30 protein-coding genes are annotated in these 18,625 nt (G+C 62.4%); 29 read left to right on the top strand and 1 reads right to left on the bottom strand.

Going from position 1 to position 18,625, the window contains the following annotated elements; genetic code table 11:
* Positions 1 to 143 precede the first annotated feature (143 nt).
* The 28 genes from rpsJ (at position 144) to rplQ (ending at position 13,933) form a co-directional block, all read left to right on the top strand.
* Entirely contained in the window at positions 144 to 455 is a 312-nt protein-coding gene (gene rpsJ / locus BMY30_RS13070; RefSeq protein ID WP_021819602.1) for a 30S ribosomal protein S10, read from the top strand.
* 164 nt (positions 456 to 619) lie between these two features.
* Entirely contained in the window at positions 620 to 1,258 is a 639-nt protein-coding gene (gene rplC / locus BMY30_RS13065; protein ID WP_089714417.1) for a 50S ribosomal protein L3, read from the top strand.
* Between the two features lie 14 nt (positions 1,259 to 1,272).
* Positions 1,273 to 1,881 (top strand): 50S ribosomal protein L4, encoded by a 609-nt coding sequence (gene rplD / locus BMY30_RS13060; RefSeq protein WP_089714415.1) that lies wholly within the window; start codon positions 1,273 to 1,275, stop codon positions 1,879 to 1,881.
* A complete protein-coding gene (rplW, locus tag BMY30_RS13055; RefSeq protein WP_089714412.1) occupies positions 1,878 to 2,174 on the top strand; it encodes a 50S ribosomal protein L23 in 297 nt (98 codons plus the stop codon). The genes rplD and rplW overlap by 4 nt, the downstream gene beginning before the upstream one ends.
* A gap of 17 nt (positions 2,175 to 2,191) precedes the next feature.
* Positions 2,192 to 3,022 (top strand): 50S ribosomal protein L2, encoded by an 831-nt coding sequence (gene rplB, locus BMY30_RS13050; protein WP_089714409.1) that lies wholly within the window; start codon positions 2,192 to 2,194, stop codon positions 3,020 to 3,022.
* A 33-nt stretch (positions 3,023 to 3,055) separates the two neighbouring features.
* Complete coding sequence (gene rpsS, locus BMY30_RS13045) at positions 3,056 to 3,331, top strand: 30S ribosomal protein S19 (protein WP_089714455.1); 276 nt, start codon at positions 3,056 to 3,058, stop codon at positions 3,329 to 3,331.
* 18 nt (positions 3,332 to 3,349) lie between these two features.
* Complete coding sequence (rplV, locus tag BMY30_RS13040) at positions 3,350 to 3,682, top strand: 50S ribosomal protein L22 (RefSeq protein WP_089714407.1); 333 nt, start codon at positions 3,350 to 3,352, stop codon at positions 3,680 to 3,682.
* Between the two features lie 11 nt (positions 3,683 to 3,693).
* Positions 3,694 to 4,392, top strand: coding sequence for a 30S ribosomal protein S3 (gene rpsC / locus BMY30_RS13035; RefSeq protein WP_089714404.1), 699 nt, complete (start codon positions 3,694 to 3,696; stop codon positions 4,390 to 4,392).
* Between the two features lie 15 nt (positions 4,393 to 4,407).
* On the top strand, positions 4,408 to 4,821 hold the full coding sequence (rplP, locus tag BMY30_RS13030) for a 50S ribosomal protein L16 (protein ID WP_021819610.1): 414 nt from the start codon (positions 4,408 to 4,410) through the stop codon (positions 4,819 to 4,821).
* On the top strand, positions 4,821 to 5,012 hold the full coding sequence (rpmC, locus tag BMY30_RS13025; protein WP_040183129.1) for a 50S ribosomal protein L29: 192 nt from the start codon (positions 4,821 to 4,823) through the stop codon (positions 5,010 to 5,012). The genes rplP and rpmC overlap by 1 nt, the downstream gene beginning before the upstream one ends.
* Position 5,013: 1 nt before the next feature.
* On the top strand, positions 5,014 to 5,274 hold the full coding sequence (gene rpsQ, locus BMY30_RS13020) for a 30S ribosomal protein S17 (protein ID WP_089714402.1): 261 nt from the start codon (positions 5,014 to 5,016) through the stop codon (positions 5,272 to 5,274).
* Between the two features lie 52 nt (positions 5,275 to 5,326).
* A complete protein-coding gene (gene rplN, locus BMY30_RS13015; RefSeq protein WP_040183127.1) occupies positions 5,327 to 5,698 on the top strand; it encodes a 50S ribosomal protein L14 in 372 nt (123 codons plus the stop codon).
* A gap of 14 nt (positions 5,699 to 5,712) precedes the next feature.
* Entirely contained in the window at positions 5,713 to 6,027 is a 315-nt protein-coding gene (rplX, locus tag BMY30_RS13010; protein ID WP_089714400.1) for a 50S ribosomal protein L24, read from the top strand.
* A gap of 18 nt (positions 6,028 to 6,045) precedes the next feature.
* On the top strand, positions 6,046 to 6,585 hold the full coding sequence (gene rplE / locus BMY30_RS13005; protein ID WP_089714398.1) for a 50S ribosomal protein L5: 540 nt from the start codon (positions 6,046 to 6,048) through the stop codon (positions 6,583 to 6,585).
* A 10-nt stretch (positions 6,586 to 6,595) separates the two neighbouring features.
* The gene (gene rpsN, locus BMY30_RS13000) at positions 6,596 to 6,901 is read left to right on the top strand and encodes a 30S ribosomal protein S14 (RefSeq protein WP_089714396.1); all 306 of its coding nucleotides are present in this window, start codon (positions 6,596 to 6,598) and stop codon (positions 6,899 to 6,901) included.
* A gap of 31 nt (positions 6,902 to 6,932) precedes the next feature.
* The gene (gene rpsH / locus BMY30_RS12995; RefSeq protein ID WP_089714395.1) at positions 6,933 to 7,325 is read left to right on the top strand and encodes a 30S ribosomal protein S8; all 393 of its coding nucleotides are present in this window, start codon (positions 6,933 to 6,935) and stop codon (positions 7,323 to 7,325) included.
* Between the two features lie 9 nt (positions 7,326 to 7,334).
* On the top strand, positions 7,335 to 7,865 hold the full coding sequence (rplF, locus tag BMY30_RS12990) for a 50S ribosomal protein L6 (RefSeq protein ID WP_089714393.1): 531 nt from the start codon (positions 7,335 to 7,337) through the stop codon (positions 7,863 to 7,865).
* Between the two features lie 9 nt (positions 7,866 to 7,874).
* Positions 7,875 to 8,225 (top strand): 50S ribosomal protein L18, encoded by a 351-nt coding sequence (gene rplR, locus BMY30_RS12985; protein ID WP_089714390.1) that lies wholly within the window; start codon positions 7,875 to 7,877, stop codon positions 8,223 to 8,225.
* A 12-nt stretch (positions 8,226 to 8,237) separates the two neighbouring features.
* Entirely contained in the window at positions 8,238 to 8,738 is a 501-nt protein-coding gene (rpsE, locus tag BMY30_RS12980; RefSeq protein ID WP_089714388.1) for a 30S ribosomal protein S5, read from the top strand.
* A 5-nt stretch (positions 8,739 to 8,743) separates the two neighbouring features.
* Positions 8,744 to 8,926, top strand: a complete 183-nt coding sequence (gene rpmD / locus BMY30_RS12975) for a 50S ribosomal protein L30 (RefSeq protein ID WP_089714387.1) — start codon at positions 8,744 to 8,746, stop codon at positions 8,924 to 8,926.
* A 3-nt stretch (positions 8,927 to 8,929) separates the two neighbouring features.
* Entirely contained in the window at positions 8,930 to 9,364 is a 435-nt protein-coding gene (rplO, locus tag BMY30_RS12970) for a 50S ribosomal protein L15 (protein ID WP_089714385.1), read from the top strand.
* A complete protein-coding gene (gene secY, locus BMY30_RS12965; RefSeq protein WP_089714383.1) occupies positions 9,365 to 10,696 on the top strand; it encodes a preprotein translocase subunit SecY in 1,332 nt (443 codons plus the stop codon).
* A gap of 74 nt (positions 10,697 to 10,770) precedes the next feature.
* Complete coding sequence (gene rpmJ / locus BMY30_RS12960; RefSeq protein ID WP_009099023.1) at positions 10,771 to 10,884, top strand: 50S ribosomal protein L36; 114 nt, start codon at positions 10,771 to 10,773, stop codon at positions 10,882 to 10,884.
* Positions 10,885 to 11,007: 123 nt separating this feature from the next.
* Complete coding sequence (gene rpsM / locus BMY30_RS12955; RefSeq protein WP_089714381.1) at positions 11,008 to 11,364, top strand: 30S ribosomal protein S13; 357 nt, start codon at positions 11,008 to 11,010, stop codon at positions 11,362 to 11,364.
* 39 nt (positions 11,365 to 11,403) lie between these two features.
* Positions 11,404 to 11,790, top strand: a complete 387-nt coding sequence (rpsK, locus tag BMY30_RS12950; protein ID WP_040183105.1) for a 30S ribosomal protein S11 — start codon at positions 11,404 to 11,406, stop codon at positions 11,788 to 11,790.
* Positions 11,791 to 11,802: 12 nt separating this feature from the next.
* Positions 11,803 to 12,423 (top strand): 30S ribosomal protein S4, encoded by a 621-nt coding sequence (gene rpsD / locus BMY30_RS12945; RefSeq protein WP_089714379.1) that lies wholly within the window; start codon positions 11,803 to 11,805, stop codon positions 12,421 to 12,423.
* 85 nt (positions 12,424 to 12,508) lie between these two features.
* Positions 12,509 to 13,507, top strand: a complete 999-nt coding sequence (locus tag BMY30_RS12940) for a DNA-directed RNA polymerase subunit alpha (protein ID WP_089714377.1) — start codon at positions 12,509 to 12,511, stop codon at positions 13,505 to 13,507.
* Positions 13,508 to 13,546: 39 nt separating this feature from the next.
* Complete coding sequence (gene rplQ / locus BMY30_RS12935) at positions 13,547 to 13,933, top strand: 50S ribosomal protein L17 (RefSeq protein WP_089714376.1); 387 nt, start codon at positions 13,547 to 13,549, stop codon at positions 13,931 to 13,933.
* 233 nt (positions 13,934 to 14,166) lie between these two features.
* Here rplQ and uvrA read toward each other — a convergent pair whose 3' ends face one another.
* Positions 14,167 to 17,031 (bottom strand): excinuclease ABC subunit UvrA, encoded by a 2,865-nt coding sequence (gene uvrA, locus BMY30_RS12930; RefSeq protein WP_089714373.1) that lies wholly within the window; start codon positions 17,029 to 17,031, stop codon positions 14,167 to 14,169.
* A gap of 160 nt (positions 17,032 to 17,191) precedes the next feature.
* On the opposite strand from uvrA, the gene BMY30_RS12925 reads away from it, so the two are divergent.
* Positions 17,192 to 18,586 (top strand): MFS transporter, encoded by a 1,395-nt coding sequence (locus BMY30_RS12925; protein WP_089714371.1) that lies wholly within the window; start codon positions 17,192 to 17,194, stop codon positions 18,584 to 18,586.
* The last annotated feature ends 39 nt before the right edge of the window (positions 18,587 to 18,625 follow it).

Raw genomic sequence — 18,625 nt, 5'->3', positions numbered from 1 at the left:
TCGAAGGGGGCTCCACCAGGAGCCCCCTTTCTGCGCACCGGAAGCGAGTGTTTGACTCTCGTCTCCGGCGTGCCTATAATGCGCATCCTTCGAATGCGTGGGTTGACGGCTCGCGCCGTCAGTATCCATTGGAGTTAGGGCAAATGCAGAACCAGAAGATTCGCATTCGGTTGAAGGCCTTCGACCATCGCCTGATCGACCAGTCCGCCGCGGAGATCGTAGAAACCGCCAAGCGTACCGGCGCCCAGGTCCGTGGTCCGATTCCTCTGCCGACCAATCGCGAGCGTTATACCGTGCTGATCTCTCCGCACGTCAACAAGGACGCACGCGACCAGTACGAGATTCGCACCCACAAGCGGGTGCTCGATATTGTCGAGCCAACCGAAAAGACCGTTGATGCCCTGATGAAGCTCGACCTCGCCGCCGGCGTTGACGTGCAGATCAAGCTCGACTGACACCACACTAGACACTCGCGGCCCAGCGCCTGGTCTGTCCACCAGAAAGGCAGCGCCAAGCAGCAGCCGCCACGCCGGGAAGGCGTCATACAACGTGCTAGTGGAATGCTCTGGAAAGGGCAGCCATAGCGGGTGATAGCCCCGTACACTATAGGAGACTGAGAATGACTATCGGTTTAGTCGGTAGGAAGGCCGGGATGACCCGCGTCTTCACCGAAGACGGTGCATCCGTGCCCGTGACCGTGATCGAGGTTGAGCCCAATCGCGTGACGCGCGTGAAGTCCATCGAGTCCGATGGCTACGCCGCGGTTCAGGTGACAACCGGCTCCCGCAAGGCCAAGCATCTGTCGAAAGCCCAGGCCGGGCAGTTCGCCAAGGCAGGTGTCGAGGCAGGTCGTTCACTGATGGAGTTTCGCCTTCCCGAAGGCGCCGAGGCTCCGGAAGTGGGCGGCGAGCTCACCGTATCCCTCTTCGAAGCTGGTCAGATGATCGACGTGACCGGCACCTCCAAGGGCAAGGGTTTCCAGGGCGCCGTCAAGCGCTGGAACTTCCGCACCCAGGACAACACCCACGGTAACTCCCTGTCGCATCGCGCGCCGGGTTCCATCGGCATGTGCCAGACACCGGGCCGCGTGTTCAAGGGCAAGAAGATGGCCGGCCAGATGGGCAATGTTCGTTGCACCGTGCAGAGCCTGGAAGTCGTCCGTGTCGACGCCGAACGCAACCTGCTGCTGATCAAGGGTGCCGTACCTGGTGCCACCGGCAGTGATGTCATCGTGCGCAGCGCCGTCAAAGCAGGCTGAAGGGGAACTTACCGATGAATCTGAATCTTGCAGGTGCAGGCGCCGGTACTGTCGAAGTATCCGATGCCACCTTTGGCAAAGAATTCAACGAGGCTCTCGTACACCAGGTCGTCACCGCCTATCTGGCCGGTGGGCGTCAGGGTACCCGTGCCCAGAAGAACCGTTCTGACGTGCGCGGCGGCGGCAAGAAGCCGTGGCGCCAGAAGGGCACCGGTCGTGCCCGTGCCGGTACCATCCGCTCGCCGATCTGGCGCGGCGGCGGTGTGACCTTTGCGGCCCGTCCCCAGGACCATTCGCAGAAGGTCAACCGCAAGATGTATCGCGCGGCCATGCGTTCCATTCTCTCCGAGCTGGTTCGCCAGGAGCGCTTGGTGGCCGTCGATGGCTTTGCCGTCGAAGCCCCCAAGACCAAGCAGTTGGTCGCCAAGCTCGAGGAACTGGGCCTGGAGAAGGTGCTGATCGTCACTGAAGAAGTCGACGAGAACCTGTACCTCGCCGCCCGCAACATCCCCAACGTGGATGTAGTGGACGTCGCCGCCGCCGATCCGGTGAGTCTGGTGGCCTTCGACAAGGTGCTGGTCACCGTCTCCGCTCTGCGTAAATTCGAGGAGAAGCTGGCATGAACCAGGAACGTGTATTCAAGGTTCTGCTCGGTCCGCACGTGACCGAGAAAGCCGCCATGGCCGCCGAGCGCAACCAGTACGTGTTCAAGGTGGCAAGCGACGCGACCAAGCCCGAGATCAAGGCTGCCGTTCAGGAGCTGTTCGGCAAGAAGGTCGACCGTGTTCAGGTGCTGAACATGAAGGGCAAGACCAAGCGCACCGCGCAGGGTCTGGGTCATCGCAAGGGTTATCGCAAGGCGTACGTGACACTGGCCGCCGGCGAGACTCTTGAAGACTTCTCTGGCGCCGAATAAGGGCAGGAGTACGGATCATGTCAATCGTCAAGACTAAACCCACATCCCCCGGTCGTCGCCACGTCGTCAAGATTGTTGGTGAGGAGCTGTACAAGGGCCGCGCCTTCGCGCCGTTGCTCGAGAAGCAGTCCAAGTCCGGTGGCCGTAACAACTACGGTCGTATCACCACCCGCCACGTGGGCGGTGGTCACCGTCATCATTATCGGATCATCGACTTCAAGCGTACCAAGGATGGCATCCCGGCCATCGTCGAGCGCCTGGAGCATGACCCGAACCGCAGCGCACATATTGCTCTGCTCAAGTACGCCGATGGCGAGCGTCGGTACATCATCGCGCCCAAGGGCGTGAGTGCCGGCGACCGTCTCGAGTCCGGTGTCAACGCGCCCATCAAGAAGGGCAATGCGTTGCCGCTGCGCAATATCCCGCTGGGTTCCACCGTGCACTGCATCGAGCTCAAGCCCGGCAAGGGCGCTCAGCTTGTTCGCAGCGCTGGCACCAGTGCCCAGCTGGTCGCCCGTGAAGGCAACTACGCCACCCTGCGTCTGCGCTCCGGCGAGATGCGCAAGGTGCTGGCCGAGTGCCGTGCGACCCTGGGAGAAGTGAGCAACTCCGAGCACAGCCTGCGTCAGCTTGGCAAGGCCGGTGCGAAGCGCTGGAGAGGGGTGCGCCCAACCGTTCGCGGCGTGGCCATGAACCCGGTGGATCACCCGCACGGCGGTGGCGAAGGTCGCAGCAGTGGCGGACGTCACCCGGTGTCTCCGTGGGGCATTCCCACCAAGGGCCACAAGACCCGCAAGAACAAGCGCACCGACAAGCTGATCATCCGTCGCCGCAAGGCCCGGAAATAAGATCCAACGCCAAGACATCAAGAGGTAATGGCTGTGCCACGTTCACTGAAGAAAGGTCCCTTTATCGACCTTCATCTGCTGAAGAAGGTCGAGACTGCAGTGGAGAAGAGCGACCGCAAACCGATCAAGACCTGGTCGCGTCGTTCGATGATCCTGCCCAACATGGTCGGGCTCACCATTGCAGTCCACAACGGTCGCCAACACGTCCCGGTGCACGTCTCCGAGGAAATGGTTGGCCACAAGCTGGGCGAATTCGCTGCTACCCGCCTCTATCGCGGTCATGTGGCGGACAAGAAAGCCAAACGGTAAGCCAGAGAGGATTGAGAGATGGAAGTCACAGCAAAGCTGCGTGGCGCTCGTTTATCCGCCCAGAAGGCCCGTTTGGTGGCTGACCAGGTGCGCGGTAAACCGGTCGCCGAGGCGCTCGACCTGCTGACCTTCTCCCCGAAGAAGGCCGCGAAGCTGGTCAGGAAGGTGCTGCAGTCCGCCATCGCGAACGCGGAAGAAAACGACGGCATGGATATCGATGAGCTGCGTGTCTCGACCATCTGCGTCGATGAGGGCATGACGCTCAAGCGCATCCGTCCGCGCGCCAAGGGCCGTGCGGATCGCATCCTGAAGCGCACCTGCCACATCACCGTCAAGGTAGCCGAGAAGTAGGAGTCGACCAGATGGGTCAGAAAGTCAATCCAACAGGCATTCGCCTGGGTATCGTCAAGGACCATACCTCGGTGTGGTATGCCGAGCGCGGCGCCTATGCCGACAAGCTGAACAGCGACCTCGAAGTACGTCGCTTTCTGGAAGAGCGCTTGAAGAATGCGTCCGTGAGTCGCATCACCATCGAGCGCCCGGCCAACAACGCCCGCATCACCATTCACACTGCCCGCCCGGGCATCGTGATCGGCAAGAAGGGCGAAGACGTCGATCGTCTGCGTCGCGACGTCACCGCGATGATGGGCGTGCCCGTGCACGTCAACATCGAGGAAGTCCGCAAGCCGGAACTCGATGCCAAGCTCGTCGCGCAGAACATCGCTGGCCAGCTCGAGCGTCGCGTGATGTTCCGTCGTGCCATGAAGCGTTCCGTGCAGAACGCCATGCGCCTGGGCGCCGGCGGTATCAAGGTGATGCTTTCCGGTCGCCTCGGCGGCGCGGAAATCGCCCGGACCGAATGGTACCGGGAAGGTCGTGTCCCGCTGCATACCCTGCGCGCGGACATCGACTACGCCACCTACGAGGCCAAGACCACCTACGGCATCATCGGTGTCAAGGTCTGGGTCTTCAAGGGTGAAATCCTCGGGGGCATCGAGGAGGTCCGCGCCAAGGCGAAACAGCCGCAGGCCGCGCCCTCCAAGAAGAAAGGTTCCAGGTAAGGGGAGAGCGAGTCGATGTTACAACCTAAGCGTATGAAGTTCCGCAAGATGCAGAAGGGCCGCAACCGTGGCCTGGCGCATCGCGGAAGCAAGGTGAGCTTCGGCGAGTATGGCCTCAAGGCCACTGGCCGGGGCCGTGTCACCGCCCGTCAGATCGAGGCCGGTCGTCGTGCGATCACCCGTCACGTCAAGCGTGGCGGCAAGATCTGGATCCGTGTCTTCCCGGACAAGCCGATTTCCAAGAAGCCTCTGGAAGTCCGCATGGGTAAGGGCAAGGGCTCCGTCGAGTACTGGGTCGCGCAGATCCAGCCGGGTCGGGTCCTGTACGAGATCGAAGGCGTTTCCGAGGAGCTGGCCCGCGAGGCATTCGCCCTGGCTGCCCAGAAGTTCCCGGTCTCCACCACCTTTGTGAAACGGACGGTGATGTGATGAAAGCCCAGGAAATTCGTGAGAAGTCAGCCGAGCAGCTGCAGGAGCAGCTCTTCGAACTCCTCCGCGAGCAGTTCAACCTGCGCATGCAGAAGGCCACCGGTCAGCTGAGCCAGACTCATCTGCTCAAGCAGGTTCGTCGGGACATTGCCCGCGTGAAGACTGTGCTCAACGAGAAGGCAGGTGACTGAGATGGCCGAAGAGAAGAATGCCCGTACGCTCACCGGCAAAGTGGTGAGCGACAAGATGGACAAGTCCATCGTTGTGATGATCGAGCGTCGTGAGCGCCACCCGATCTACGGCAAATACGTAAAGCGCTCCACCAAGCTGCAAGCCCACGACGAGTCGAATCAGGCCAAGGCCGGCGATACGGTGTCCATCCAGGAATGCCGTCCGTTGTCGAAGAACAAGGCCTGGACCCTGGTCGAAGTCGTCGAACAGGCAAAGGGTTGATCGGCATCCGCCGGTCAAGCCAGTGCAGTCAGATTAGGTTTGGAGAAAACCGATGATTCAGACTCAGACAATGCTGGATGTCGCCGACAACAGCGGAGCGCGCCGGGTGCAGTGCATCAAGGTGCTGGGCGGTTCCCACCGTCGCTACGCCCGTGTCGGTGACATCATCAAGGTCACGGTGAAGGAAGCTATCCCGCGTGGCAAGGTCAAGAAGGGCCAGGTCCTCAAGGCGGTGGTGGTTCGCACCCGTAGTGGCGTCCGTCGTAACGACGGTTCGCTGATCCGCTTCGATGGAAATGCGGCTGTGCTGTTGAACAACACCAACGACCAGCCGATCGGCACCCGTATCTTCGGGCCGGTGACGCGTGAGCTTCGCAACGAGAAGTTCATGAAGATCATTTCCTTGGCGCCTGAAGTGCTGTAAGGAGCGAGGCGGATATGCAAAAGATCAAACGTGACGACGAAGTCGTCGTCATCGCCGGCAAGGACAAGGGCAAGCGTGGCACCGTCAAGCGGGTTCTCGAAAACCGCTTCGTGGTGTCCGGTGTGAACATGATCAAGCGTCACACCAAGCCCAACCCGATGGCGGGCAATCAGGGCGGTATCGTCGAGCGCGAGGCACCGATTCACGCGTCCAACGTGGCCATCTTCAACCAGGAGACTGGCAAGGCGGATCGCGTCGGCTTCCAGGTTCAGGAAGACGGTACCAAGGTACGTATCTACAAGTCGACGCAGTCGCAGATCGACGCCTAACGCGAGTCGGATAGCAAAATGGCGAACTTGAAAGAACGTTATCAGAACGAGGTGGTGGCTCAACTCCAAGAGCAGTTCAGCTACGCCAACGTGATGCAGGTACCGCGGGTCACCAAGGTGACTCTGAACATGGGTATCGGCGAAGCGACCAGCGACAAGAAGCTGATCGACAACGCTATTGGCGATCTGGAGAAGCTCTCAGGTCAGAAGCCGCTGGTGACCAAGGCACGCAAGTCCATCGCGGGCTTCAAGGTGCGTGAAGGCTGGCCGATTGGGATCAAGGTCACCCTGCGTGCAGAGCGCATGTGGGACTTTCTCGATCGCCTGGTGAATATCGCGATCCCCCGTGTTCGTGACTTTCGTGGTCTCAACCCGAAGTCCTTCGACGGTCGTGGCAACTACTCGATGGGGGTGCGTGAGCAGATCATCTTTCCGGAGATCGAATATGATAAGATCGACCGGATTCGTGGTCTGGATGTCACCATCACCACCACCGCCAAAACCGATGAAGAAGGTCGCGCGCTGCTTGGCGCGTTGAACTTCCCGTTCAAGAAATAAGGGTGGGATCATGGCAAAGAAAAGCATGGTAGAGCGCGAGCTCAAGCGTACCAAGATGGTGGCGAAGTATGCTGCCAAGCGCGCCGAGCTCAAGGCGGTCATCCAGGACGTCAATGCTTCTGACGAAGAGCGCTTCGACGCGCAGCTTAAGCTGCAGCAGTTGCCGCGCGACTCCAGCCCGGTGCGTCAGCGCAACCGCTGCCGCATCACGGGTCGTCCGCACGGCTACTACAACAAGTTCGGCCTCGGCCGCAACAAGCTGCGTGAAGCCGCCATGCGTGGCGATGTGCCCGGGCTCAAGAAGTCCAGCTGGTAACGCCACGTAGATCATCAGGAGCGCAACGTAAATGAGCATGCAAGACACTCTGGCGGATATGTTCACCCGTATCCGCAATGCGCAGATGGCCACCAAGGAGACGGTTACCATGCCGTCCTCCAAGCTCAAGGTCGAGGTGGCCCGCGTGCTGAAGGAAGAGGGCTACATCAGCGACTTCGCCGTCAGCGAGACCGCCAAGCCCGAGCTGACCGTGACCCTCAAGTATTTCGAGGGCAAGCCGGTCATCGAGCACCTGCAGCGGGTTTCCAAGCCGTCCCTGCGCCAGTACAAGGGCAAGGACGCGCTGCCGAAGGTCGCCGAAGGTCTGGGCGTTGCCATCGTCACCACCTCCAATGGGGTGATGACCGATCGTGCGGCGCGTCAGGCGGGTGTCGGTGGCGAAGTCATCTGCACCGTATTCTAGGAGTTTGGAATGTCCCGCGTAGCCAAATATCCGGTCAAACTGCCCGCAGGCGTCGAGGTCAAGCTCGACGGTGACCAGCTGTCCGTCAAGGGCAGCCAGGGCACCCTGACCCAGACCGTTCACCCCGATGTGGTGATCGGTCAGGAAGAGGGGCAGTTGACCTTCAAGCCGAGCGAGTCCGCGAAGAGCTGGGCAATGGTCGGTACCACCCGTGCCCTGGTCCAGAACCTGGTCACCGGTGTCAGCGAGGGCTTCACCAGGAGCCTCGAAATCATCGGCGTCGGTTATCGTGCCCAGGCCAAGGGCCAGACGCTTAATCTTACACTGGGCTTCTCGCACCCGGTCGACTACACGCTGCCTGCAGGTGTCACGGCGGAAACGCCCAAGAACACCGTCATCGTGCTGAAAAGCGCGGACAAGCAGCAGCTCGGCCAGTGTGCTGCGGAAATCCGCGCCTTCCGTCCTCCCGAGCCCTACAAGGGCAAGGGTGTCCGGTACGCCGACGAGCAGGTGCGTCGCAAAGAAGCCAAGAAGAAGTAAGGCAGGGTTATGAACGCGAAGAAAGAATCTCGTCTCCGTCGTGCCCGCCGTGCTCGCGCCAAGATCCGCGAGCTGGGCGTGTATCGCCTGTGCGTCAACCGTACCCCCCGCCACATCTATGCGCAGATCATCTCGCCGGATGGTGGCAAGGTCCTCGCCAGCGCTTCGACGCTGGACAAGGCCCTGCGCGAGGGTGCGACCGGCAATGCCGACGCCGCCACCAAGGTGGGCGAACTGATTGCCGAACGCGCCAAGCAGGCTGGCATCACCCAGGTGGCCTTCGATCGTGCCGGCTTCAAGTACCATGGTCGTGTGAAGGCCTTGGCCGACGCCGCTCGTGAAGGCGGCCTGGAATTCTAAAGGGTTTTTACGATGGCGAAGAACGAACAGCAAAACGGTGATCTGCAGGAAAAGCTCGTGCAGATCAACCGTGTCGCCAAGGTGGTCAAGGGTGGCCGAATCTTCGGTTTCACCGCCCTGACCGTCGTGGGCGACGGTAACGGTCGTGTGGGTTTCGGTCGCGGCAAGGCACGTGAGGTGCCGGTGGCGATCCAGAAGGCCATGGACCAGGCGCGTCGCAACATGGTCAAGGTGAACCTCACCGGTGGCACTCTGCAGTACCCGGTCAAGGCCCGTCACGGCGCCTCCAAGGTGTACATGCAGCCCGCCTCCGAGGGTACCGGGATCATCGCCGGCGGCGCCATGCGCTCCGTGCTCGAACTGGCCGGCGTGCATAACGTCCTGGCCAAGTGCTACGGCTCCACCAACCCGGTGAACGTGGTGCGGGCGACCGTCAATGGTCTGGCCGCCCTGCAGTCGCCGGAAGACGTGGCCGCCAAGCGCGGTCTGCCTGTCGAAGCGATCACGGGGTAAGGTCAATGTCAGCAACGATCAAGGTTACCCAGACCCGCAGCACCATCGGCGTACTGGCCAAGCATAAGGCCAACATGAAGGGCCTCGGCCTGCGTCGCATCGGTCACACGGTTGAACTGGAAGACACCCCTGCCGTCCGCGGCATGATCCACAAGGTTAACTACCTTGTGCGTGTTGAGGGAGAGTAATCCATGAAACTCAATAGCCTGAGCCCGGCACCGGGTTCCAAGCACGCCGAGAAGCGCGTCGGCCGTGGCATCGGCTCCGGTCTGGGCAAGACCGGTGGCCGTGGCCACAAGGGTCTGAAATCGCGCAGCGGCGGTAGCGTGAAGCCTGGCTTCGAGGGCGGTCAGATGCCGCTTCAGCGGCGTCTGCCCAAGTTCGGCTTCACGTCCGCGAAGTCTCTGGTTTCCGAGGAAGTGCGCCTGGCCGAACTGGCACGGGTCGCGGGTGACGAAGTCACCCTGGACACCCTCAAGGAGGCCAACGTGCTGAAGGACGCCACCAAGCATGCCAAGGTGATCCTGTCCGGCGAACTGAACAAGGTGGTCACGGTCCGCGGCATCAAGGTCACCAAGGGTGCCCGTGCTGCGATCGAAGCCGCCGGCGGCAAGGTAGAGGACTAAATGGCCAAGTCAGGAAACATGCCGGCGATGGGCAGCGGCCTGAGTGAACTCTGGGCGCGTCTGCGCTTCGTGCTCCTCGCCATCGTGGTTTACCGTATCGGTGCCCACATCCCCGTTCCCGGTATCAATCCTGACCAGCTTGCTGCCTTGTTCAGGGAGCAGCAGGGCACCATCCTGGGCATGTTCAACATGTTCTCGGGTGGCGCCCTGGAGCGCATGAGTATCATGGCGCTGGGCATCATGCCGTACATTTCAGCGTCGATCATCATGCAGCTGATGACCGCGGTCTCGCCACAGCTCGAGCAATTGAAGAAGGAAGGTGAGGCCGGCCGCCGCAAGATCAGCCAGTACACACGCTACGGCACCGTGCTGCTGGCTCTGATCCAGGCCACCGGCATGTCGGTTGGCCTGGCCAGTCAGGGTATCGCCTACACGGCCGACTTCAGCTTCTACTTCACTGCCATCGTCAGCTTCGTGACCGGTGCGGTGTTCCTGATGTGGCTGGGTGAGCAGATCACCGAGAAGGGCATCGGCAACGGCATCTCGCTGCTGATCTTCGCGGGTATCGTCGCCGGCCTGCCCGGCGCCGTCGGCCAAGCCTTCGAGCTGGCTCGCAACGAGGGTGCCTGGAATGTGCTGCCGCTGCTGGCCCTCACCGTGCTGGGCGTCGCCACCGTGGCCTTCGTGGTGTTCATCGAGCGCGGTCAGCGTCGCATCACGGTAAACTATCCGCGTCGCCAGGTGGGGAACAAGATGTATGCCGGCCAGAGCAGCTACCTGCCGCTCAAGGTCAACATGGCGGGTGTGATTCCGGCGATCTTCGCTTCCAGTATCCTGCTGTTCCCGGCCTCGCTCGGACAGTGGGTCGGGGCCGGGGATGGCATGGAGTGGCTGCAGCGCGCGTCTCAGGCTCTGGGGCCGGGCCAGCCCCTGTATATCTTGCTTTTCGGCGCGGCGGTGATATTCTTCTGCTTCTTTTACACAGCGCTGGTCTTCAATCCCAAGGATGTCGCCGACAACCTCAAGAAGTCGGGGGCCTTCCTGCCGGGTATCCGCCCTGGCGAGCAGACCGCTCGCTATATCGACAAGGTCATGACGCGTCTGACCCTGTTCGGTGCCTTGTACATCACCGGGGTATCCCTGATGCCTCAGTTCCTGATCGTGGCCTGGAACGTGCCGTTCTTCTTCGGCGGTACCTCGCTGCTGATCGTGGTGGTGGTGACCATGGACTTCATGGCCCAGGTGCAGTCGCACCTCATGTCGAATCAGTATGAGTCGGTGATGAAGAAGTCCAACCTCAAAGGCTATGGTAGCGGCGGCATCATGCGCTGAGGCACCGCTGACGATTTGGTGCGCCACGAGCGGATTCATCGGCTCGTGGCGCGAGCCAACTATGGAGATGGAACATGAAAGTTCGAGCTTCCGTGAAGAAAATGTGCCGCAACTGCAAGATCATTCGTCGCAATGGCGCTGTACGCGTCATCTGCATCGAACCGCGGCACAAGCAGCGCCAGGGTTGATCCCGACGTTGCACTGAACCGGGTGCTGGCATGCCTCTTGTCCTCGAGCGAGGAAAGAGGTATGCTATTGCGCCTTTTGTAGATGATTAATCGAGCAAGCCGCTCAAATTTCGGAGTAAGCTGATGGCCCGTATTGCAGGCGTCAATATCCCGGACAACAAGCATGCGGCGATCTCGCTGACCTATATCTTCGGGATTGGCCGTACGCGTGCGCAGGAAATCTGCGCCGCTACCGGCATCGCGCCGACCACCAAGGTCCAGGAACTGTCCAGTGAAGATCTGGATTCCCTGCGGTCTGAAGTCGGCAAGTACACCGTGGAAGGTGACCTGCGCCGTGATGTCACGCTTAATATCAAGCGTCTCATGGACCTGGGTTGCTATCGTGGTCTGCGTCATCGTCGTGGTCTTCCGCTGCGTGGTCAGCGTACCAAGACCAATGCGCGTACCCGCAAGGGCCCGCGCAAGCCGATTCGCAAATAACACGCACGTTCTGGCGTAAAGACAGGAAACGACATCAACATGGCTAACCCGCGTAGCAACCGTAAGAAAGTTAAAAAGCAGGTAGTGGATGCCATCGCGCATATCCACGCCTCTTTTAACAACACGATCATTACGATCACAGACCGCCAGGGCAACGCCCTTTCCTGGGCGACTGCCGGTGGTTCGGGTTTTCGTGGTTCTCGCAAGAGCACCCCGTTCGCTGCTCAAGTGGCAAGCGAACGTGCAGCAACCGCTGCAGCCGAGTATGGTGTGAAAAACGTCGACGTGCTGGTCAAGGGCCCTGGTCCTGGCCGTGAATCCGCCGTGCGCGCGCTCAATGCCGCCGGCTTCCGCGTGCAGAGCATCACCGACGCGACGCCCATTCCCCACAATGGCTGCCGTCCGCCGAAGAAACGCCGCGTTTAAGGAGACAGATTCATGGCTCGTTACATTGGACCGAAGTGCAAACTGTCTCGTCGTGAGGGGACCGACCTCTTCCTCAAGAGCGGTATCACTCCCTTCGAGAAGAAGTGCAAATCCGAGCAGATCCCGGGTGTGCACGGCCAGCGCCGTCAGCGTCTTTCCGACTACGGCTTGCAGCTTCGCGAGAAGCAGAAAGTACGTCGCATGTATGGCGTACTCGAGAAGCAATTCCGCAACTACTACAAGGAAGCGGCCCGCCTGAAGGGCGCGACCGGCGAGTTGTTGCTGCAGCTTCTCGAATCCCGACTGGACAACGTCGTCTACCGCATGGGCTTCGGCTCCACGCGTTCCGAGGCACGTCAATTGGTCAGCCACAAGGCGATCTCCGTCAACGGCAAGACCGTCAACGTAGCGTCCTACCAGGTCAAGCCCGGTGACGTGGTCTCCGTGCGGGAGAAGGCGAAGAACCAGGCGCGCATCCAGACTTCCCTGGCCATCGCTGCCAACCGCGGCGATGTGGTCTGGGTCGAGACCGATGCCAAGAAGATGGAAGGCACTTTCAAGGCCCTGCCCGAACGCGGTGACCTGTCTGCCGACATCAACGAAAACCTGATCGTCGAGCTGTACTCGAAGTAAGCGGCGCCCGCGTCGTGCCGCTCCCCGTACGCGGGGGGTGGCCGTGAGTACCGACAATCCGTTTGGCAGCCTGAAAGGTGTTCATATGCAGCGTTCAGTGACAGAGTTTCTCCGTCCTCGCGACATCAAGGTCGAAGAGATCAGCGCACACCACGCGAAGATCGTGCTCGAACCCTTCGAGCGTGGCTTCGGCCACACGTTGGGGAATGCCCTGCGTCGCATCCTGCTCTCGTCCATGCCCGGCTGTGCCGTGGTGGAGGCCGAGATTGCCGGTGTCGAGCATGAGTACAGTGCGATAGAGGGTGTCCAGGAAGATGTCATCGAAATCCTCCTGAACCTCAAGGACGTGGCGCTCCGGATGCACAGCCGCGACGAGGCAGTGCTCTCGCTGAACAAGCAGGGGCCGGCCGTCGTGACTGCAGGGGATATCGCTCTCGACCATGATGTCGAGATCGTCAATCCCGAGCATGTCATCGCCCACGTCAACGAGGGGTCCGAGCTGAAGATGCAACTCAAGATAGCTCGCGGCCGCGGTTACGAGCCGGCAGATGTTCGTGGCGATGCCGACGACGAGTCGCGCGCCATCGGTCGCTTGCAGCTGGATGCTACCTTCAGCCCCGTACGCCGGGTTTCCTACAGCGTCGAGGCCGCGCGTGTCGAACAGCGCACCGACCTCGACAAGCTGATCATCGACCTGGAAACCGACGGTACCCTGGATCCGGAAGAGGCGATCCGTCGCAGCGCGACCATTCTGCAGGAGCAACTGGCCGCGTTCGTCGACCTGGAAGCCGACAAGGAACAGGAAGTGGTGGAGGAAGAGGATCATATCGATCCGATCCTGCTGCGCCCCGTAGACGATCTCGAGTTGACCGTTCGCAGCGCCAACTGCCTCAAGGCCGAGAACATCTATTACATCGGGGATCTGATCCAGCGCACCGAGGTGGAGCTGCTGAAGACCCCCAATCTCGGCAAGAAGTCCCTGAACGAGATCAAGGACGTGTTGGCCGCCCGCGGGCTTTCTCTGGGCATGCGGCTGGAGAACTGGCCGCCGGCAAGCCTGAAGGACGACAAGGCATCCGCGTGAGCCTCGACTCGAGTCCCAGTTTGGTAAGGAATCACAACCATGCGTCATCGTAAGAGTGGTCGTCACCTGAATCGCACCAGCTCGCACCGCCAGGCCATGTTCAAGAACATGTCCGTCTCGCTGGTCGAGCACGAAGTGATCAAGACAACCCTGCCCAAGGCCAAGGAACTGCGTCGCGTCATCGAGCCGCTGATCACCCTGGCCAAGCAGGACAGCGTCGCCAATCGTCGTCTGGCCTTCAGCCGTACCCGCTCGAAGGAAGCGGTCGGCAAGCTCTTCAACGAGCTGGGTCCGCGTTACGCCGAGCGTCCGGGCGGTTACGTCCGTATTCTCAAGTGCGGTTTCCGCACCGGCGACAACGCCCCCATGGCCTTCGTCGAACTGGTCGACCGTCCGGTCGTCGAGGAAGCCGTCGCCGAGGAGTGATCCTCGACCGGCCTTCCGCCAGTGGCACGCCAAACCGGCTCCTTTCGAGGAGCCGGTTTTTTATTCCAGCTACAACCACCGAGTGCAGAGCTACAAGCGACCCCCGAGACTTTGGCCTCGGGGGTCGCTTTTTCTCGGGATGCTTCATGCTGGCCGCTTGGCCGCTTGGCCGCTTGGCCGCTTGGCCGCTTGGCCGCTTGGCCGCTTGGCCGCTTGGCCGCTTGGCCGCTTGATCAGGTCGCGCTCGCGGCCCGTGGCTCGTGGCTCGTCGCCTGTCGTTCAAGCAGCGGTTTGAGGAAGCGGCCGGTGTGAGAACCCTCCATGCGTGCCACCTGCTCGGGGGTCCCCTCGGCGATGATGCGTCCCCCGCCTGAGCCGCCCTCGGGGCCCAGATCGATCAGCCAGTCGGCGGTCTTGATCACGTCGAGGTTGTGCTCGATCACCACGATGGTATTGCCGTGGTCGCGCAGGCGGTGCAGCACGGTGAGCAACTGGCGGATGTCCTCGAAGTGCAGGCCAGTGGTCGGCTCGTCGAGGATGTAGAGGGTCTTGCCGGTGTCGCGCTTGGCCAGTTCCCTGGCCAGCTTGACCCGCTGGGCCTCGCCCCCGGAAAGGGTGGTGGCGCTCTGGCCCAGGCGGATATAGGAGAGCCCCACGTCGAGCAGGGTCTGCAGGCGTCGGGCGATGGCCGGCACCGGCGAGAAGAACGCCAGCGCCTCCTCCACGGTCATCTCGAGAACCTCGTGGATGTTCTTGCCCTTGTAGGCGATCTCCAGCGTCTCGCGGTTGTAGCGCTTGCCCTTGCAGACGTCGCAGGGCACGTAGATGTCCGGCAGGAAGTGCATCTCCACCTTGATCATGCCCTCGCCCTGGCATGCCTCGCAGCGCCCGCCCTTGACGTTGAAGGAGAAGCGACCCGGCTTGTAGCCCCGTGAGCGCGCCTCCTGGGTGCCGGCGAACAGCTCGCGGATCGGCGTGAAGATGCCGGTATAGGTCGCCGGGTTGGAGCGCGGGGTGCGGCCGATGGGGCTCTGGTCGATATCGATCACCTTGTCGAGGTGATCGAGGCCCTCGATGCGCTCATGGACCTCCGGCGTCAGGCTTGTGGCGCGATTGAGCTCGCGGGCGGCGATGGGCATCAGGGTGGCGTTGATCAGCGTCGACTTGCCGGAACCCGAGACACCCGTCACACACACGAACAGCCCCAGCGGAAGCTCGAGGGTGACGTCCTGGAGGTTGTTGCCCCGGGCGCCGGTCAGGCGCACCACCTTCTCCGGGTTGCCGGGGATGCGCCAGGGCGGGACCTCGATGCGCCGGGTGCCGGCGAGGTACTGGCCGGTCAGCGACTCGGAGTTGGCGATGATTTCCTGCGGAGTGCCCTGGGCGACGATGCGCCCGCCATGGACGCCGGCGCCCGGGCCGATGTCGAGCACATGGTCGGCGGCGCGAATGGCCTCCTCGTCGTGCTCGACCACGATCACGGTGTTGCCCAGGTCGCGCAGGCGCTCTAGGGTCTGCAAGAGGCGGTCGTTGTCGCGCTGGTGCAAGCCGATGGAGGGCTCGTCGAGGATGTACATCACGCCCACCAGGCCGGCGCCTATCTGGCTGGCCAGGCGGATGCGCTGGGCCTCGCCGCCGGACAGGGTCTCGGCGCTGCGCTCCAGGTTCAGGTAATCGAGCCCCACATTGACCAGGAACTCCAGGCGGGCATGGATCTCATTGACGATCTTGACGGCGATCTCGCCCTTGCGCCCGGGCAGGCTGAGCGTGCCGAAATAGCTCAGGGCCTCGCCGATGGGCAGGCGCACCAACTGCGGCAGGGTACGGTCGTCGATGTAGACGTGGCGAGCTTCGCGGCGTAGCCGCGAGCCGTGGCAGGTGGGGCAGGGCTGGACGGCGATGTGTTTCGCCAGGTCCTCGCGCACCATGCTGGACTCGGTCTCGCGGTAGCGGCGCTGCATGTTGGGCAGCACGCCCTCGAAGGGATGCTCGCGAGTCACCTTGCGGCCGCGGTCGTTGACGTAGCTGAAGGCGATCTCGTCGCTGCCGCTGCCATGTAGAATGACCTCGCGCTCGTGGCGGGCCAGGTCCTTCCAGGGCGTCTCCAGGGTGAAGCGATAGTGGTCGGCCACGGCCTGCAACTGATTGAAGTAGTAGACGCTGCGCCGGTCCCAGCCCTTGATCACGCCCTCGGCCAGCGACAGCTCGGGATGGCTGATCAGCTTGTCGGGGTCGAAGAACTGCTGTACGCCCAGGCCATCGCAGGTGGGGCAGGCGCCGGCCGGGTTGTTGAAGGAGAACATGCGCGGCTCGAGCTCGGCGATGGAGTAACCGCACACCGGACAGGCGAAGCGCGCCGAGAAGGCGATATCTTCGTGCTCGCCATCCATGAAATGGATCGTGGCCACGCCGTCGGCCAGGTTGAGGGCCGTCTCGAAGGACTCCGCGAGGCGCTGCTGCAGCCCCTCGCGCACCTTGAGGCGGTCGACCACCACGCTGATGTCGTGTTTCTTGTTCTTGTCCAGCGGGGCGATATCGTCGAGCTCCAGCACCTGGCCATCGACCATGGCGCGCACGAAGCCATGGGCGCGCAGCTCGGCGAGCAGCTGCAGGTGTTCGCCCTTGCGTCCCTTGACCACCGGGGCCAGCAGCATCAGCTTGCTGCCCTCGGGCAGGGTGAGTACCTGGTCGACCATCTGCGAGACGGTCTGGGCCTCGAGGTCCTCTCCGTGCTCCGGACAGCGTGGGGTGCCGGCGCGGGCGAACAGCAGGCGCAAGTAGTCGTAGATCTCGGTGATCGTGCCCACGGTGGAGCGCGGGTTGTGGGAGGTGGACTTCTGCTCGATGGAGATCGCCGGGGAGAGGCCTTCGATATGGTCGACGTCGGGTTTCTCCATCATCGACAGGAACTGGCGCGCGTAGGTGGAGAGGGATTCCACGTAGCGGCGCTGACCCTCGGCGTAGAGGGTGTCGAAGGCCAGCGATGATTTCCCCGAGCCGGAGAGGCCAGTAACCACGATGAGCTTGTCGCGGGGCAACTCGACGTCGATGTTTTTCAGGTTGTGGGTGCGGGCACCCCTGACCAGGATCTTGTCCATTCCCACCTCGCCGGTCGCGGCAAAAGCTCGATTATACGGGCCGGGCCGTGTCGGCGGCAAAGCGCGGGTCGCCGTCGGCTTTCCCTGCAGGCCGACGAGCCGCTAGAATGTGCGGTCCACCTCCGGGCCCGAGGGGCCGTCCACGGAAGTTCGAACCGCCATGCGAAAGGTCTCAGGACTGCTGTTACCCACCGAGCGTCGTGCCATCACCGGGCTGGCGGGACTCTATGCCACGCGCATGCTGGGTCTGTTCATGGTGCTGCCGGTGTTGGCCCTGTATGCCGATGACCTGAGAGGATCGACGCCGCTGTTGGTCGGTCTGGCGCTGGGGATCTATGGCCTTACCCAGGCGGTCCTGCAGATCCCCTTCGGCCTGCTCTCAGACCGCCTGGGGCGCAAGCCGGTGATCGCTGCCGGTCTCCTGCTGTTTCTGCTCGGTAGCGTGGTGGCTGCCGGTGCCGACTCCATCGGCGGGGTGATCCTGGGGCGTTGCCTGCAGGGCAGTGGCGCCGTGGCGGCGGCCATCATGGCGCTGCTCGCCGACCAGACACGTGAACAGGTGCGCACCGCCGCCATGGCCACCATCGGGCTCTCCATCGGTATCGCCTTCGCCGTGGCCATGGTGCTCGGCCCCTGGCTTGCCGCGGGCTTCGGCCTGGCTGGGGTCTTCTGGTTCACTGCAGCCCTGGCGGTCCTTGGGCTGGCAGTGCTGTGGAAGCTGGTGCCGCCGGCGCCGCGCCGGTTGCGGCATCGCGATGTGGGCATCGATCGTGGCCAGCTGCGCGGGATCCTTGCGCGCGGTGATTTGTGGCGCCTGGATATCTCGATCTTCGCCCTCCACTTGGTGCTGATGGCGATCTTCGTCGCCGTGCCCTTCCGGCTGGTCGAGGCGGGAATTGCTGTCGAGCGTCATGGCCTCACTTACCTGAGCATCATGCTGCTGGCCTTCGTGGCCATGGTGCCGCTGGTGATCATCGCCGAGAAACGGCGCCGCATGAAGGCCATGTGCCTGGTGGCGATCACCGGCATCACCCTGAGCCTGTTCGGGCTGGCGGGTCTAGGTGACGGAGTCCCCGCGTTATTCGGCTGGCTGCTGCTGTTCTTCATTGCCTTCAACCTGCTCGAAGCCACCCTGCCGTCGATGCTCAGCAAGCTGGCGCCGGCCGGGGCCAAGGGCACCGCCATGGGCATCTATTCCACCAGCCAGTTCCTGGGCGCCTTCTTGGGTGGCGTACTGGGGGGTGCCCTGGTGCAGCAATGGGGGCTTTCCGCAGTATTCATCGGCTGCGGCCTGGTGGGCCTGGCATGGCTGGCGGTGATGGTCGGCATGGCGCCGCCGCGTCACCTGACCAGCGAGGTGGTGGCGCTAGACGACAACGAGCGGGATGATGCCCTGGATACCCTGATGGCGCGTTTCGCCGAGGTGGCCGGGGTGGAGGACGTGCTGGTCGTTCCCGAGGAGCGTCTGGCCTATCTCAAGGTGGACCGCCAGCGTCTAGACGAGCAGGCCCTGGCACGCCTGACCGGTTCCGGGAATCATCACAGCGGCGCCTGAGCCGCGTATGATCCTTACAAGGTATTCAACGACAGCAAG

The organism is Halomonas daqiaonensis (genome assembly GCF_900109725.1).
GTDB classification, from domain to species: domain Bacteria; phylum Pseudomonadota; class Gammaproteobacteria; order Pseudomonadales; family Halomonadaceae; genus Halomonas; species Halomonas daqiaonensis.
The sequence above is the reverse complement of the archived record's forward strand: the minus strand, read 5'-3'. Positions and strand labels throughout refer to the sequence as shown.